The 14,196-nt window shown below is 59.0% G+C and carries 16 protein-coding genes and 1 pseudogene; 10 read left to right on the top strand and 7 right to left on the bottom strand.

Annotated features, from left to right (window positions below):
* Positions 1 to 9: 9 nt before the first annotated feature.
* Positions 10 to 1,308 carry an NAD(P)H-dependent oxidoreductase gene (locus THS5294_RS14230; protein WP_058124269.1) on the top strand — a complete coding sequence of 433 codons (1,299 nt, stop codon included), beginning with the start codon at positions 10 to 12 and terminating at the stop codon, positions 1,306 to 1,308.
* Between the two features lie 171 nt (positions 1,309 to 1,479).
* Positions 1,480 to 1,617, top strand: coding sequence for a hypothetical protein (locus THS5294_RS18395; protein WP_158508604.1), 138 nt, complete (start codon positions 1,480 to 1,482; stop codon positions 1,615 to 1,617).
* 132 nt (positions 1,618 to 1,749) lie between these two features.
* On the opposite strand, the gene THS5294_RS14225 is transcribed toward THS5294_RS18395, so the two are convergent.
* Positions 1,750 to 2,016, bottom strand: coding sequence for a cupin domain-containing protein (locus THS5294_RS14225; RefSeq protein ID WP_058124268.1), 267 nt, complete (start codon positions 2,014 to 2,016; stop codon positions 1,750 to 1,752).
* Between the two features lie 45 nt (positions 2,017 to 2,061).
* Positions 2,062 to 2,874, bottom strand: coding sequence for a class II aldolase/adducin family protein (locus tag THS5294_RS14220; RefSeq protein ID WP_058124267.1), 813 nt, complete (start codon positions 2,872 to 2,874; stop codon positions 2,062 to 2,064).
* 134 nt (positions 2,875 to 3,008) lie between these two features.
* Here THS5294_RS14220 and THS5294_RS14215 point away from each other — a divergent pair, with 134 nt between their 5' ends.
* From THS5294_RS14215 to THS5294_RS18655, 3 genes and pseudogenes are all read left to right on the top strand, one after another.
* On the top strand, positions 3,009 to 3,935 hold the full coding sequence (locus THS5294_RS14215) for a LysR family transcriptional regulator (protein ID WP_058124266.1): 927 nt from the start codon (positions 3,009 to 3,011) through the stop codon (positions 3,933 to 3,935).
* 79 nt (positions 3,936 to 4,014) lie between these two features.
* Complete coding sequence (locus tag THS5294_RS14210; RefSeq protein WP_058124265.1) at positions 4,015 to 4,731, top strand: GntR family transcriptional regulator; 717 nt, start codon at positions 4,015 to 4,017, stop codon at positions 4,729 to 4,731.
* A 1-nt stretch (position 4,732) separates the two neighbouring features.
* Positions 4,733 to 5,431, top strand: a pseudogene (locus THS5294_RS18655) (AMP-binding protein); the annotation flags it as partial.
* Between the two features lie 50 nt (positions 5,432 to 5,481).
* On the opposite strand, the gene THS5294_RS18115 reads toward THS5294_RS18655, so the two are convergent.
* Entirely contained in the window at positions 5,482 to 6,165 is a 684-nt protein-coding gene (locus THS5294_RS18115) for an IS6 family transposase (RefSeq protein ID WP_072936814.1), read from the bottom strand.
* Positions 6,158 to 6,607 (bottom strand): hypothetical protein, encoded by a 450-nt coding sequence (locus THS5294_RS14200; RefSeq protein ID WP_139278672.1) that lies wholly within the window; start codon positions 6,605 to 6,607, stop codon positions 6,158 to 6,160. Before THS5294_RS14200 ends, THS5294_RS18115 begins: the two co-directional genes overlap by 8 nt.
* 421 nt (positions 6,608 to 7,028) lie before the next feature.
* Between THS5294_RS14200 and THS5294_RS14195 the strand changes: the two genes are divergently transcribed.
* From THS5294_RS14195 to THS5294_RS18915, 5 genes are all read left to right on the top strand, one after another.
* The gene (locus THS5294_RS14195; protein WP_058124262.1) at positions 7,029 to 8,096 is read left to right on the top strand and encodes a tartrate dehydrogenase; all 1,068 of its coding nucleotides are present in this window, start codon (positions 7,029 to 7,031) and stop codon (positions 8,094 to 8,096) included.
* Between the two features lie 369 nt (positions 8,097 to 8,465).
* Entirely contained in the window at positions 8,466 to 9,353 is an 888-nt protein-coding gene (locus THS5294_RS14190) for a tyrosine-type recombinase/integrase (RefSeq protein WP_058124261.1), read from the top strand.
* A gap of 10 nt (positions 9,354 to 9,363) precedes the next feature.
* Positions 9,364 to 10,557, top strand: a complete 1,194-nt coding sequence (locus tag THS5294_RS14185; protein ID WP_058124260.1) for an IS91 family transposase — start codon at positions 9,364 to 9,366, stop codon at positions 10,555 to 10,557.
* A gap of 855 nt (positions 10,558 to 11,412) precedes the next feature.
* Positions 11,413 to 12,675, top strand: a complete 1,263-nt coding sequence (locus THS5294_RS14180; protein ID WP_058124259.1) for a site-specific DNA-methyltransferase — start codon at positions 11,413 to 11,415, stop codon at positions 12,673 to 12,675.
* Positions 12,675 to 12,881, top strand: a complete 207-nt coding sequence (locus tag THS5294_RS18915) for a DUF7220 family protein (protein ID WP_425303908.1) — start codon at positions 12,675 to 12,677, stop codon at positions 12,879 to 12,881. The genes THS5294_RS14180 and THS5294_RS18915 overlap by 1 nt, the downstream gene beginning before the upstream one ends.
* A gap of 9 nt (positions 12,882 to 12,890) precedes the next feature.
* Here THS5294_RS18915 and THS5294_RS14170 read toward each other — a convergent pair whose 3' ends face one another.
* Genes THS5294_RS14170 through THS5294_RS14160 form a run of 3 tightly spaced genes read right to left on the bottom strand, consistent with a single transcriptional unit; the run spans position 12,891 to position 14,172 of the window.
* Entirely contained in the window at positions 12,891 to 13,460 is a 570-nt protein-coding gene (locus THS5294_RS14170) for a DUF3489 domain-containing protein (RefSeq protein WP_058124257.1), read from the bottom strand.
* A gap of 35 nt (positions 13,461 to 13,495) precedes the next feature.
* Entirely contained in the window at positions 13,496 to 13,894 is a 399-nt protein-coding gene (locus tag THS5294_RS14165) for a hypothetical protein (protein ID WP_058124256.1), read from the bottom strand.
* Positions 13,891 to 14,172, bottom strand: a complete 282-nt coding sequence (locus tag THS5294_RS14160) for a hypothetical protein (RefSeq protein WP_058124255.1) — start codon at positions 14,170 to 14,172, stop codon at positions 13,891 to 13,893. The genes THS5294_RS14165 and THS5294_RS14160 overlap by 4 nt, the downstream gene beginning before the upstream one ends.
* Positions 14,173 to 14,196: the final 24 nt, after the last annotated feature.

Genomic DNA, 14,196 nt, shown 5'->3' with positions numbered 1-14,196 from the left:
GGAAACCATATGAACCTCTCAAGACTGGCTGCCGATGCGGCGGCGCGGGGTACCCCCGTGCGGGCCGGGCTGATCGGCGCGGGAAAATTCGGGTCGATGTTTTTGTCGCAAGTGCCAACTATCGGAGGGCTTGAGGTTGCGGCTATTGCAGACCTGAACCCCGACCGCGCAAGGGCGGCATGCCGTGGCGTGGGCTGGGATGATGACCGTTTGGCTGCCACTGCCTTCCTGGACGACGGTGCTTCTCTTGCGGCTCGCGACGATGTTGATGTCGTAATCGAAGCAACTGGGAATCCCCGCGCTGGTATCGCCCATGCCCGCGCCGCGATTGCGGCCGGCAAACACGTGGTGATGGTCAACGTCGAGGCGGATGTGCTGGCAGGCGTTGTTCTGGCCCGCGAAGCCGAGGCGGCGGGGGTTGTCTATTCCATGGCCTACGGCGACCAGCCCGCGTTGGTTTCCGAGATGGTCGATTGGGCCCGCGCCGCCGGTTTTCATGTCACGGCAGCTGGTAAGGGAACGAAATACTTACCTGCCTTTCACGCCGTCACCCCCGACGACGTGTGGCAACATTACGGGTTGACCCCCGATGCGGCAAAAGCGGCAGGAATGAACCCGCAAATGTTTAATTCATTCTTGGACGGGACGAAAAGCGCCATTGAAATGGTTGCCATTGCCAATGCCTGCGGGCTGACGGTGCCGTCACAAGGCCTGACGTTCCCACCTTGCGGCGTCGATGACCTGGCCCACGTGATGCGCCCCCGTGCGGTCGGCGGGCAGTTAGACGGCTCCGGCATGGTCGAGACCGTATCATCGCTTGAGCGGGATGGTCGGCCTGTGTTCCGTGATCTGCGGTGGGGCGTTTATGTGGTGTTTGAGGCCCCCAACGACTATGCAGCCGCCTGTTTTGCGCAATATGGGCTGCCCACCGATTCCACGGGGCGGTATGCCGCGATGTACAAGCCGTTTCACCTGATCGGACTGGAGTTGTCGGTCTCTGTCCTAAGTGCGGCGCTGCGTAACGAGCCGACGGGTTGCACAAGGGCGATGTGCGGCACTGTCGCCTCCGTCGCAAAACGCGACCTCAAGGCGGGCGAGGTGCTGGACGGCGAGGGCGGCTATACCGTGTGGGGTAAGGCGCTGCCGATCACTGCGGCAGGGCGGGCGCTGCCGATTGGGCTGGCCCATAATGTCACCCTGACCCGCGATGTCGCACAAGGGCAGGTTGTCATGATGGACGGCGTCGATATGCGAAATGATCCGATTGCAGACCTTTACATTCAGGCGCTTGCCGGGACGACGGGCTGACGCGCAGAGCCGGAAAAGGGCCGCACGCGCGGTCCCTTTCCGGTTCAATGTTATGCCGAGAAGAATGAAAAGGGTGTAAGATCGCGAACAAACGCCTGGCTCACTCGGACTTCGTATCGTTAACTTCCTATCTTCAAAACGTTGATCGCGCCCAGCTGGCGGAGTCTGGTTTTGGTTGGGTTTAGAGGGCTCTGCGAAAGCTATCTCGACGAATTCGTGTTCCGCTGGAACCGACGGCGACACATGCGCAGCGCGTTCGACACGCTGCTCGGGATCGGTGTTGGTCTCGACCCCGGTCTCGCAACATAGGGTTCGTCCCAACAAAGGTACGTAATGCGACATAAGGCAACTTGATTCTCGGCGCACTCAAAGACATGAAAGGGCGTCTAGGGCACCGAGCTTCAGGTACTATCCATTTTGTTTGGTATGTCCGCCGCTACGTTATTTTCTTGCGACGAGGATCACCGCACCGTCTTGACCGGCTTCCTCCGCGTGTTCGGTGTCCTTGTCGAGAATACAGGTTTCGCCCGGACGGTACCGCGGGGCGCCGTCGGCAGTATTCAGGATGAATTCACCCTCCAGGACATAGACGAACGACACCTTGTCATGGGTGTGACGTGCACTTCGGGACAACGGTTCGAAGCGCACAGTCTTTGGGGCTCCATAACCTTCACGGCGCCGGATCTGATCGAAATCTTGAGGGTTCATGCCCCGTTCCTCCTAGGTGCGTCCCACAGGTGCGATGTCCGTTGGTCAGTCGAACATATCGGGCTGATCTTCGACAAGTTGGTTCCAGATGGTCTGGAAGTGCAGCCAGCCGATATATTCGCTGCCCACATGCTCGCGGCTATAGCGCGCCCGGTCGGCGGGGATGCGAATCGGCTCGACCCCCGATGCCGCGATGTCGAGTTGCTGCTGGCAGCACCGCTCAAGCGCGATGAACCAGAACGCGGCGGCCTCGATGCTGTGGCGGCTCGCGGTCAGCAGGCCGTGGTTTTGGTGCAGCGCGGCCTTCACGCCCTTGAAGGCTTTGGATACGTCGCTTCCGGCGTGGTTCTCCACCGCGACGGCACCACCTTGTTCACCGATGACGACATGGTCCTCGAAGAAGGCGCAGGCATCTTGCGTGATCGGGTCGATCGGGCGGCCAGTGGCGCACCATGCGGTGCCATAGGTGGTGTGCGCATGGCACATGGCGATGATGTCGGGATGCTCTTCATGGACATTGGCGTGCAGGATGAAGCCCGCGCGGTTCACGGCGTGATCGCCCTCGATCACCGTGCCCGCATGATCCACGAGGATCAGGTTCGACATCTTCACCTTGCCGAAATGAACGCACATCGGGTTGGTCCAGTAGAGTTCCGGGTGCTCGGGATCGCGGACGGTCAGGTGTCCTGCAAAGCCGTAGTCAAACCCTTGCTGCGCGAAGGCGCGACAGGCCGCGACAAGGCGTTCCTTACGGTGGCGGCGTTCCTCTTCGACAGTGTCGAAGCCGGGCAGTTCGGGAAAGATCAGCCCCTCTTGCTCGGGTTGATAGATCGAGACGCGGTTTCCGAGATCCAGCATGGCATTTCCTCTCAATGCGTGACGTGGCAGGACTGCCGTCGCCTTTGATGGCGTAGAATGCGCAACGCCCGCGACTCCATCAATACAATGGTCGCAATAAGTGTTATCGTTCTTTGTAATGAATGAGGAAGGCGATGAAAGACGACAGGCTGTTGGAAATGCGCGTGTATCAGGCGGTGGTCGCAACCGGTGCCTTCACCGCCGCCGCCCATAGTTTGGGGGTCAGTCAGCCATTCGTCAGCCAGACGATCCAACGGCTGGAAAAGCGCCTTGGCGTCAAACTCATGCACCGCACCACACGCGGGCACCGCCTGACGCCCGATGGCGAGCGGTTTCTCGACGTCGCGCGCCGTGTGCTTGATGCGGTCGAAGCGGCGGAATCCGATTGGCAGATCAGCGACGCGCAGGTCGACGGGCTGTTGCGCGTGTCCGTGCCGATTGCGTTCGGGCTTGATCGCATCACCTCCGTCATACCGGGGTTTCTTGAAAGGCACCCCAAGCTGTCCCTTGAAATGCGCCTGACCGACGACAGCGAACGCCTGATCGACGATCAGATCGACGTGGCTATCCGCATGGGAACGCTCAGCGATTCCAGCTTGATGCATCGTCGCCTGTGCGGATTGCAGCGCATCGTGGTGGCCACCCCTGCCCTTGTCGCGCGGCACGGTCTGCCGACCCGGCCTGCGGACCTTGCCGCCTTCCCCTGTCTGGCTTGGGATGGTGGCCGGGCGCATCTGAACCGCTGGCGGTTCATAGAGGACGGCAAGGACGTCATCTTCCAGGCCGAAAGCCGGTTCCGCAGCAATCAGGGCATGTCGCTATATCAGATGTGTCTGGTCGGCATGGGCGCGATGCGTGCGGCCGAACATCTGGCCCGACCCGCGATCGCCGACGGGCGGTTGGTTCAGCTTCTGCCCGATCACACCGCCTTGGATGACACCGCCATCTACGCGGTGTTCCTTCCCGACCGCCACATGGTGCCGCGCATTCGCAGCTTCATCGACTTCATGGTCGACACGTTCCGATCCCCGGATTGGGAGGCAACCGGCCCGTCCAGCTAATCACGCCCCGCTTGGACAGCTTGACAGCGCCCGCGACTCTCTATATTGAATTCTGAATTCAGAACTCGGAATTCAGTAAATGAAGATCCTCAAATCCCAACCCAGCCTCACCGATCAGGTCTATGACGCCATCGTCGATCAGATCTGCGAGGGGGCGCTGCCAGCGGGCTCACACCTCGTGCAGGAGCAGTTGGCCGAGCGTCTGGGCGTGTCACGTCAGCCCGTGCAGCAGGCCATGGCCCTTCTGAAGGCGGACGGGATGGTGGAGGAGGTCGGACGGCGCGGCCTGTGGGTCACGCCGCTCGATGCCGATCTGATGCGCCACCACTACGACATCCGCGCCACACTGGATGGCCTGGCCGCACGCATGGCGGCGGCACGCATTGCGGCCGCGCCAGAACTTGGCGCGCGTTTTGCCCAGTCGGCGGGAGACATCCTTGAACGGGGTGAGCAGGCCGTCGCGAATGGCGACGTGGCCGGGCAAGTCCGACACGATATGGCGCTGCACACGTTGATCTACGACATGTCCGGCAACCCGCTCCTGGCGCGGACCGCCGAGCCGCACTGGCGTTTCTTGCGCCGCGCGATGGGCGAGGTTCTACGCCGCGCGACGCTTCCCCGCGAAATCTGGCGCCAGCATGCCGAGATCGTCGATGCGATCGCAGGCGGCGACACGGACCGCGCCGAGACCCTGATGGTCGACCATGACCTAGCCGCCGCCAAAACCCTGCGCGCCGCGCTCGATGCGCCCCGCGGCCGACAAGACCAACCCCTGACACCTGACGGAGACCTGTGACATGACTGCGCTTCTGACTGTTGGAGAGATGCTGTCCACCCAGGCAAGGGTTCAGCCCGACCGCATCGGTGCGCGGGATCTCGAACGCAGCCTCACCTTCCTCGATTGGAACACCCGCTCCTGCCGCCTTGCAAACGCGCTTCTTGGGCTGGGGCTCTCGAAGGGCGACCGCGTCGCCGTTCTGGCCTATAACCGTGTGGAATGGGCCGAAATCTATGGTGCCGTCGCCAAGGCCGGCCTGATCGCGGTCCCGATCAACTTTCGCCTGACAGGCCCCGAAGCGTGTTTCATCTGCAAGGATAGCAAGATCTCCGCGGTGATCGCCGAGGCCGCGCTGGCCGATATCGTGGACGATATCCGCGCCGATCTGACGATCCCCCAAAACACCTACATCTTGATCGGTGACGCCGCACTGCCGGGGTGGACTAGCTACTCCGGTTTCCTCGAAACCGCGTCGGCGGAGGAGCCGGACGTTGAGGTGTCACCCGACGATGCCTGGTGCCTGATGTACACGTCCGGCACCACTGGCAACCCCAAGGGCGCCATTCGCAGCCATCGCGGCATGGCCATGCTCGCGCTGATGACGCAGGTCGAGCTTGGCCTCCGGCGCCAAGACGACGCGCTCCTGGTCATGCCGATGTGCCATGCCAATTCGCTCAACTTCTTCACGGCCTTTCTCGGTATCGGCGCGACCGTCGGTAGTGTCGCAAACTTTTGGGTGAAGGGAGATGAGGCCTCAGCCGGACACAATTATCCAGCGAACTCAGCGAACTGCTCGAAGCCGGACTTCCCTGGTCGGTCGAATTGTCCTTTGCGGATCATATGCGCAACTTCGATGCCCGCTAGAGTGGCTGCGGCTGAATTGAACGACTTGAAGGTCTGCATGGGGCGGGTGATCTTCTTTATGAAACGATGGTCCTGCTCGATGATGTTATTCAGATATTTCACCTGTAGGACGTCGATCAACCAATACCAGTTATGCATTACCAGCAGGCAATTCATGTTGAACAGACCGGCCGCGTTCGATCCGCTTTTGTCGATAACGACCTTGTCCGGCCATCCGTTGCTGGCGATCACCTTGGCGAAGAATGCGGTCGCCGCCGCTTTATCACGTCGTTCAGACAGCATGAAATCAAGGGTGTTGGCCCATTTGTCGATCGCTCGATAAATATACATCCAGCGACCTTTGACCTTCACGTAAGTCTCATCCATTCGCCAAGATCGCCCTGTCTGTGCCTTCCGGCGATGGCTTTGCACAGCGATGGCGCTTGAATACTTCTCGACCCATCGGTTCAGAGTGGCGTGATCAACATCGACGCCGCGCTCGGCCATGATTTCTTCGAGATCGCGATACGATACCGCAAACCGAACATAGAAATAGACTGCGTACAGGATCACAGATTTCGGATAATGCGCGCCTTTAAAATCAATCATGGTTCTGCTCCCTGCGCCTGTGGCCTTCAAAGACAAACTGCTGCCACATCGTTAGACAGAGAAAAAGCTCGAAAAGTTTGCGACACAACCAAACTGACAACTTGTTGCGCAAATCATCAAACTCGCGGGTTGATCGAGCCCCACAGCTTGTTGGCAAAACACTCTCAATCCTGCCCTGATTGACCAAGCGCGGGACCCGCAATGAGACAGTGCCGAACAGCGTTTGGACCTTCCGAAGGCGGTAATCTTTGAGCGTGAGGTCTGATGTGGTCGCCGTTCGCTCTTTCGCGGCGGCACGAAGAGCGGCTTCCTGAAGCGTAACGACAGCTTGTTGCAATTCCCAGAGTAGCCGCCTGCCTGTGGTTTGGGTGACCCCGATCTCATCGATATCGTTAGGTGAAGGAATTGAACCCAATGCCAGCAGATCAATACGTTGTGTCACTCCGTCAACACCTTCCCCAAGCAGACAAACTGACCACACCATACAAACCCCTATCCAATCTTCTCTCGGACGCGACTAGGGCAAAACCCCCACTTTTGGAACAGTCCCAGCTGGGACAACTCCGAAGTGTGAGCACAGCACTCGTTCGATGCATCCCAAAGTTAGTCAGATTGGCCGGACTTTCCCAACATTCACTCTGATCGGATTAAACGCCGCTGTCGGCAGCTAAGCCCCCCACTGCATTGTACTGAATCACCCACAGTCAGGAATTGGATTGTTTGTAGCAGCTTAAACCTAGACAATACATATGCACGAGGACATAGATCGCCTCATAATTTTGGTGCACTACGATGACCTGTTAGGGAACCCAAGCAGCGTTCACCTCGATCAGACCCTGTAGCGACCGACAAAGGACATGATTATGGCCAGTAACAAGATGAATATTGCGGTTATTCCCGGCGACGGGATTGGCAAGGAAGTCGTCCCCGAAGGGGTGCGTGTCCTGAACGCAGCCGCCACAAAATATGGCTTGGACTTTAACTTTGACGAATTTCATTTCTCGTCATGTGACTACTACAAGCAACACGGCCAGATGATGCCGGACAACTGGAAAGACCAGATTGGCGGCCATGACGCAATTTTCTTTGGTGCAGTTGGCTGGCCGGATACGGTGCCGGATCACGTATCGCTATGGGGTTCGCTTTTGCAGTTCCGTCGTGAGTTCGACCAATATGTCAGTCTGCGCCCGGCTAAGCTGATGCCCGGCGTGACCTCTCCGTTGGCAGGGCGCGGTCCTGGCGATATCGATATGATGATCGTGCGCGAGAACACCGAAGGCGAGTATTCGTCGATTGGCGGAAGGATGTTCCCCGGGACTGACCGCGAGATTGTTATGCAGGAAACGGTCATGTCGCGCGTGGGCGTTGACCGGATATTGCGATATGCATTTGATCTTGCACGCAAACGTGGCGGGAAACTGACCTCGGCAACCAAGTCGAATGGGATTTCGATCACGATGCCCTATTGGGATGAGCGTGTTCTTGAGATGCAGAAAACCTATCCTGATGTCACAGTCGATAAATACCACATCGACATCTTAGCTGCGATGTTTGTGCTGCATCCTGATCGCTTTGACGTTGTTGTAGGATCAAATCTGTTCGGGGATATCCTGTCCGATCTGGGTCCGGCCTGCACGGGAACCATCGGCATCGCACCATCGGGCAATATCAATCCAGAGCGAAAGTTCCCCTCGCTGTTTGAGCCCGTGCATGGCTCGGCACCCGATATCGCAGGCAAGGGCATTGCCAACCCGATCGGTCAAATCTGGTCAGGTGCGATGATGTTGGAACATCTGGGGCATCCTGAAGCCGCACAAGGCATAATGACCGCGATCGAATCCACTCTGACCGATCCCGCGTTGCGCACCGGAGATCTTGGGGGGACGGCAGATACCATAACCTGCGGAAAAGCAATCGCGGCGGCTGTCTGACTGGCGACATGCCCGCCCATTATACGTTCTGGCCCAACCTTCCCTGACAGCAGTAATTTCTTCTTCACAGGTACAACTTTGGCGACCGCAAAACGATGAACCGCTACATAGCGGACGGCAGCTTTTCCGCACTGCGGTCCTTTAACCGCCCAAAAGGCTGCGCGATGCACGAACGACCGGTCTGAGGAAGCTGCACTGCGGCGTCGGAAGGCTGGTTCAATGGCTGGTCTGGGCTCGGGGACGAAGCCGCTCGCGCGGCACTGGCGCTTGTGGCAAGCGTATTGAAGCATCCCACATGTTGGCGGATTTTGCGATCTGGCTGATCTGTTTGACGATTGAGGTTTCTCAATCGACAGACAGGAGGATTTCATGGTCAGCGAGAGAACAACACCGCTTCGGGAGCGGATGATCGAAGACATGCGCATTCGGGGTCTGGGGCACCAATCGCAGCGATCTCATATCCGGGCAGTAAAGGATTTTGCTGCGTTTCTGGGGCATTCACCGGATACGGCTACGCGTGAGGAGCTGCGCGCGTATCAACTTCACATGACGGATAACGAGGTCACGCCCTCGGTTTACAACGCGCGGATCACTGCTCTGCGTTTCTTTTTCTCGATGACCTGCGGGCGTGATGAGATGAAGAAGTACATGCAATTCCGCACCGAGCCACGCAAGCTGCCCGCTGTGCTCAGCGTTGAGGAAGTCTCTGAACTTCTGGCCGTAGCACCTGGTCCCGGGCTCAAATATCGCGCGGCGCTCAGTATCTCTTATGGTGCGGGTCTGCGCGCCTCTGAGGTTTGCAATCTGACGACCGGCGATATCGACAGCGACCGAATGCTAATTCACGTCGTGCAGGGCAAGGGGCGGAAGGATCGTAAGGTGATGCTGTCGCCGGGATTGCTTGACCTGTTGCGTGACTATTGGTGCGAGGCGCGGCCTGAAGGATGGATGTTTCCGGGCAAGCCGAAGATCAACCCGATCTCGCCGCGCCAGTTGAACCGGGCCTTCACATCGGCCAAACGCATGGCCGGGATCAACAAACCCGCAACGCTGCACACGCTCCGGCACAGTTTTGCGACCCATCTGCTGGAATCAGGGACGGATGTTCGAGTGATCCAAGTGCTGTTAGGCCATGCCAAGCTGACGACAACAGCGCAGTACACCAAAGTCGCCACAAAGATGATCCGGGATACAACCAGCCCGTTTGAGGCGCTCAAGCAGTTGAACCTCCAGACACGCAAGAAGCGACCGGAGTGACGGACGGGGATTGCCGCGCGCAAGGCTGGAGGTTGCTGACATATTCCGCAAGCATGGTCCCGCGTGGCGGCGGGCCAATGCAGGGCATATCAGCCTGAGCCAGCTTAAGGTGATGTCAGCGATAGAGGCCTGCCGGACCGAGGCGCTCGGTGGGCATGTGGCAGCCTGCACCAAGTGCAGCCATCAGCACATTGCGTATAATTCCTGCAAAAACCGGCACTGTCCAAAGTGTCAGGGACCCGCTGCGCGCGACTGGATGGCGGCACGGGCCGAAGACTTGCTGCCCGTCGAGTATTTCCATGTCGTCTTCACGCTACCAGCCGAGATTGCCAGGATCGCCCTCTGGAACAAGCGCGCCATTTACGGCCTGCTGTTCCGGGCGTCCGCCGAGACCGTGACGACCATCGCCGCTGATCCCAAGCGCCTCGGCGCACGCGTTGGCATGACCAGCGTGTTGCACACATGGGGGTCTGCGCTCACCCATCACCCACACATCCACATGATCGTCCCCGGCGGTGGCTTGTCGCGCGACGGCAACCAATGGGTGGCGTGCAAGCCGGGGTTCTTCCTGCATGTGCGGGTGCTGTCACGGTTGTTCCGACGCCTATTCATCGAAGGACTGATGGTGTTGCATCGCTCGGGTGATCTGGCGTTTTATAGTGACCTAAAAGGGCTGGCTGAGACCGGTGCATTTGCAAACTGGTTGGCCCCGTTCCGCAAAATTGAATGGGTGGTCTATGCCAAACCACCGTTCGGCGGACCCGGGGCAGTTCTAGCCTACCTCAGTCGTTACACGCACCGTGTCGCGATCTCGAACCAGCGCCTCTTCAGCGCCGATGCAAACACCGTCGCGTTCCGATGGAAGGACTATCGCATCAAGAGTGGTGACCGGCAAAAGGTGATGCGCCTGACAACGGACGAGTTCATCCGCCGTTTCCTGATGCATGTTCTCCCCGACGGGTTCCACCGGATCCGGCACTATGGCCTGCTGGCGTCCGCGCAACGTAAAACCAATATTGCAAAGGTCCGAGCCCTGATTGGGGCGAGCCCGCCAGAGCAAGAACCACCATCCGAGGATGATCCCACACCATTCACATTGCGGGAACCGTGCCCCTGTTGCGGCGGCACAATGCTGATCATCGAAACGTTCAAGCGCGGCCAGGTTCCCCGATCCCGCGCTCCACCAAGGAAACAGGCCGCATGACTGACTGCCCGTTCATCCCGCCCAATGCGATCCGGTTGTTTCTGCAACACCGGCCAAAATCACTTGTGCGCAGCGATCCAGCAAATCACGTTAAAGGTACAAACCGGCAGCGACCCAGCTCCCATCTTAGGCAAGCGAGCGGGCAAAACGTACGAACCGCCGTCTTCAATCTGACCAAAAACGTATCGGCAGCAGTCACAAGCCCGACAGACAGCGCTCTTTCCCCATAGACACCGCCCAGCCCCCGCGGCTTCCTCCCTGAGAGATTTTCCAACGCGGGCCACAGTCGAGCCAAGCCGAAAGATTGCACCCTGGCCCGCATCAGAAAATCTTCATCCAAGTGGACCTTCCTCCCGGGTGGCCTGAAGGTCCGCATTGGGCCGGTTGCGTTGGCTGTCCCCCTCCCATGGTTCCTCCCGGGCGCAATCCGTATACGGGGGGGCTTAGCGCGCAAGTTTTCTAGCGACTTGGATTTTCACCGGGGAATCCACTTCGCAGCCACCTGCGATCGCACCTCAGATAAAGCCTATAAACAACAGATACTTGCGCACCAACCAAGGGTGCCAAAGGTGGATTTTAGTTTTTTAGTCAAGAATCCATCCAAGCCAGCTTTAGCCAAAGAGGAACCCAGCGGGAAGCCACCCGAAAATCCACCCAAAAAAAATGTGAGTCTGATTCACATTTGGCTTTGACAATGCTGCCCCTCTTGACGTACCCCTTGACTATCGAAGAATTGCGCTCGGAGGATACCCCTCGCGGGCGCTTTCGTTTTCCAGACATTGCGATAGCTGACACATCCTTTTGCAAGGATGCCGTCTACCATGCCTCGCCCCTACCCTGTGAGTCTTCCTCCCCATGGATCTTGTCTTTGCGCCGCGCCAGATTGAGCTCTGGCCGATCGAGAAGCTGCGGCCCTATGCCAAGAACGCGAAGATCCATGGCGAGGCCCAGGTTGCGAAGATTGCGGCCAGCATGGCGAAGTTCGGCTGGACGGTCCCTTGCTTGGTCGCGGACGACGGCGAGTTGATCGCGGGCCATGGGCGCGTGCTGGCAGCCGGCGCGCTGGGCCTGACCGACGCTCCTATCATCCGGCTTGGGCATCTCGATGAAGCGGAACGGCGCGCTTACCGGATTGCCGACAACAAGCTAACCGAGCTCGGCGAATGGGACGAGACGATGCTGCGCGACGAAATTGCGGGTTTGCTGGCCGAAGACTTCGACCTCGATCTGCTGGGCTTTTCGGATGAGGATCTGGATGCCCTGCTGCAGGATTCAGAGACGCTGGGCAATGACAGCGCGATTGACGGCGAGGATGATGTTCCAGAGCCCCCGGCAACCCCTGTGTCAGTCGAAGGTGATCTTTGGCAGCTCGGGCCCCATCGGCTGACCTGTGGGGACAGCACCAGCGCCGATGTTGTTGGGCGGCTTCTGGGAAGCGTCAAACCGCTCCTGATGGTGACCGATCCACCCTATGGCGTGGAATACGACCCTTCTTGGCGCAACCAAGCGGGCGCTGCAAAGACCAAACGCACAGGCAAGGTCCTCAACGACGACCGCGCTGACTGGCGCGAGGCCTGGTCCCTCTTTCCCGGCGATGTGGCCTATATCTGGCACGGCGCTCTGCACGCAGCGACTGTGGCCGACAGTCTGATTGCCGCCGGTTTCAACATCCGCTCCCAGATCATCTGGGCTAAAGACCGGCTGGTCCTCAGCCGCGGGGATTACCACTGGCAGCATGAGCCCTGCTGGTATGCCGTACGTGCCAAAGGCAAGGGCCACTGGGCCGGTGATCGCAAACAGACCACGCTCTGGCAAATCGCAAACAAGGACCAAGACACTGAGACCGTGCACGGCACGCAAAAGCCGGTCGAATGCATGCGCCGCCCAATCCTGAACAACTCCAGCCCCGGCCAGGCGGTTTTCGAGCCCTTCATGGGATCCGGGACCACGCTCATCGCAGCGGAGACCGCTGGGCGCATTTGCTACGGCGTCGAGTTGAACCCGGTTTACGTCGATGTCGCTATCGAGCGCTGGGAGGCCTTTACGGGTGAAGAGGCTGTTTTGGCAGACAGCGGGGAGAGTTTCGCAAGCCTCAAGTCCAAGCGGCTGGCAGCGTGATGCAGTCGCGGCGCCAATCACTTATCGAGGCGGTCACCAACGTTGTGGTAGGCTATGCATTGGCAATCTTAACGCAGATCATGGTGTTCCCATGGTTTGGACTGCAAGTCAGCCTTGGCGACAACCTTGCAATCGGTGCACTGTTTGTGATGATTTCCTTGCTGCGCAGTTATGCGCTACGCCGACTGTTCGAGCGATGGCGATAATGGGCTGGCTCAGGCCGCGTCCAATTTGTAAACAGTGCCGCGTTCGGGGTGTTTCTCGGACGTGATTGGTAGGCCAAGCTTCTTCTTGAGGGCACCAGAGATTGCACCTCTCGCCGTATGCGCTTGCCAAGATGTCGCCTCAACAATCTCGTTGATAGAGGCACCTTCGGGGCGTTGCAGCATGTCGATCAACAGGGCCTGCTTGGTACCTTGCCGGATAGAGGCCAGCCTAGGGCCTTCGCTTGCCTCTGCGGCCGCTTCTGCAGGTTTACCCGCCGGTCGGGCCTTGCAGATGTTGCTAACTGTACTTGCGACGACCGGATCAATGCCGATAGCTTCAAGCCCGGCCTCAGTTGCAATCAAGGTTGTGCCGTGACCATCGCCGGTCTCCCGCCAGAGCGGCTCTTTGCGGCAGAGATTGGCGTCGACCTCTTCAAGCCAGCCGCGCTCGATCATTTTGCCAACAGTCATCTTGGCCGCAGCGCCAGCCAACCCCTTAGGCAACGGCATGGCCAAGTTGCGAGGGCGGGATGCGGCGCGCGTGAGGATAATAGATTGTGAATCGGTGAGTTTGGGCATCGTTTGCTCCTTTTCAAAATGTCTCGTGAAACTGGTTAGTCGGCATCATCCATCGCGGCCGTGACAGCGAAATGCTGCACCCAACCCGTGAGGTATGGCAGCCCGGCCGGGATGCCTTCTTTCCGCTGGGTCTCCGCACTGATGGTCCAGGCTTGCCATTTCTCGATGGCTTTAATGATCGCGATTTCATTGTTCGTGGCGCGGCCTTGCTGCGCGTCAATCACATCATCTGCAAAATGCCGTCCCATTGAGCTGTCCAAGAAATCCCTGATGCCGCGCATCTCATCTTCGGTACCGGCACCCGTGGCCAAACCAATAAAGGCGCAGGTCACCGTCCAGATCCGATCCGTCGGCCTGTCCCGCAACGCGCAGGTGCTCATCTGCCCGTAAAACCCGTGAGCCTCGTTTTGACTGGGAAGAACCAGCTCGCTCATTGTGCTGCCTCCGCTTCTGCCCACGTGCCGTCCTGCCAAACATACAAATGGCCAAAGGCGCGGGTTGGTCGCGGCAAGACCCGCGGCGTCCGCGGCGGATCAAAACAGTCCAGCGCCTCGGCGCTGACTTGCCGGATCTCGCGGGCGGCAAGGATGTCCTCGGGCGTCCAAGCGTGAAGTGCTGCCAGTATGTGCTCGGGGTAGCCGTCGTAGTGGACGTAGACGTGCGCCCATTCTTCGGGTCCGGTCTGTATGGCAATCTGTGCGCGGGTGCTCATGGGCTTTCTCCAATCAGGCTGTTT

It is taken from the genome of Thalassobacter stenotrophicus (genome assembly GCF_001458315.1).
Classification (GTDB): Bacteria; Pseudomonadota; Alphaproteobacteria; order Rhodobacterales; family Rhodobacteraceae; genus Thalassobacter; species Thalassobacter stenotrophicus.
The sequence above is the reverse complement of the archived record's forward strand: the minus strand, read 5'-3'. Positions and strand labels throughout refer to the sequence as shown.

Bases quoted from the DNA above. Each gene is read 5' to 3' on its own strand.
- THS5294_RS18915 (WP_425303908.1), top strand. From the start codon at position 12,675: ATGCAGTCGCGGCGCCAATCACTTATCGAGGCGGTCACCAACGTTGTG.
- THS5294_RS14170 (WP_058124257.1), bottom strand. From the start codon at position 13,460: ATGCCCAAACTCACCGATTCACAATCTATTATCCTCACGCGCGCCGCA.
- THS5294_RS14215 (WP_058124266.1), top strand. From the start codon at position 3,009: ATGAAAGACGACAGGCTGTTGGAAATGCGCGTGTATCAGGCGGTGGTC.
- THS5294_RS14230 (WP_058124269.1), top strand. From the start codon at position 10: ATGAACCTCTCAAGACTGGCTGCCGATGCGGCGGCGCGGGGTACCCCC.
- THS5294_RS14195 (WP_058124262.1), top strand. From the start codon at position 7,029: ATGGCCAGTAACAAGATGAATATTGCGGTTATTCCCGGCGACGGGATT.
- THS5294_RS14160 (WP_058124255.1), bottom strand. From the start codon at position 14,172: ATGAGCACCCGCGCACAGATTGCCATACAGACCGGACCCGAAGAATGG.
- THS5294_RS14190 (WP_058124261.1), top strand. From the start codon at position 8,466: ATGGTCAGCGAGAGAACAACACCGCTTCGGGAGCGGATGATCGAAGAC.
- THS5294_RS14210 (WP_058124265.1), top strand. From the start codon at position 4,015: ATGAAGATCCTCAAATCCCAACCCAGCCTCACCGATCAGGTCTATGAC.
- THS5294_RS14225 (WP_058124268.1), bottom strand. From the start codon at position 2,016: ATGAACCCTCAAGATTTCGATCAGATCCGGCGCCGTGAAGGTTATGGA.
- THS5294_RS14165 (WP_058124256.1), bottom strand. From the start codon at position 13,894: ATGAGCGAGCTGGTTCTTCCCAGTCAAAACGAGGCTCACGGGTTTTAC.
- THS5294_RS18115 (WP_072936814.1), bottom strand. From the start codon at position 6,165: ATGATTGATTTTAAAGGCGCGCATTATCCGAAATCTGTGATCCTGTAC.
- THS5294_RS14180 (WP_058124259.1), top strand. From the start codon at position 11,413: ATGGATCTTGTCTTTGCGCCGCGCCAGATTGAGCTCTGGCCGATCGAG.
- THS5294_RS14220 (WP_058124267.1), bottom strand. From the start codon at position 2,874: ATGCTGGATCTCGGAAACCGCGTCTCGATCTATCAACCCGAGCAAGAG.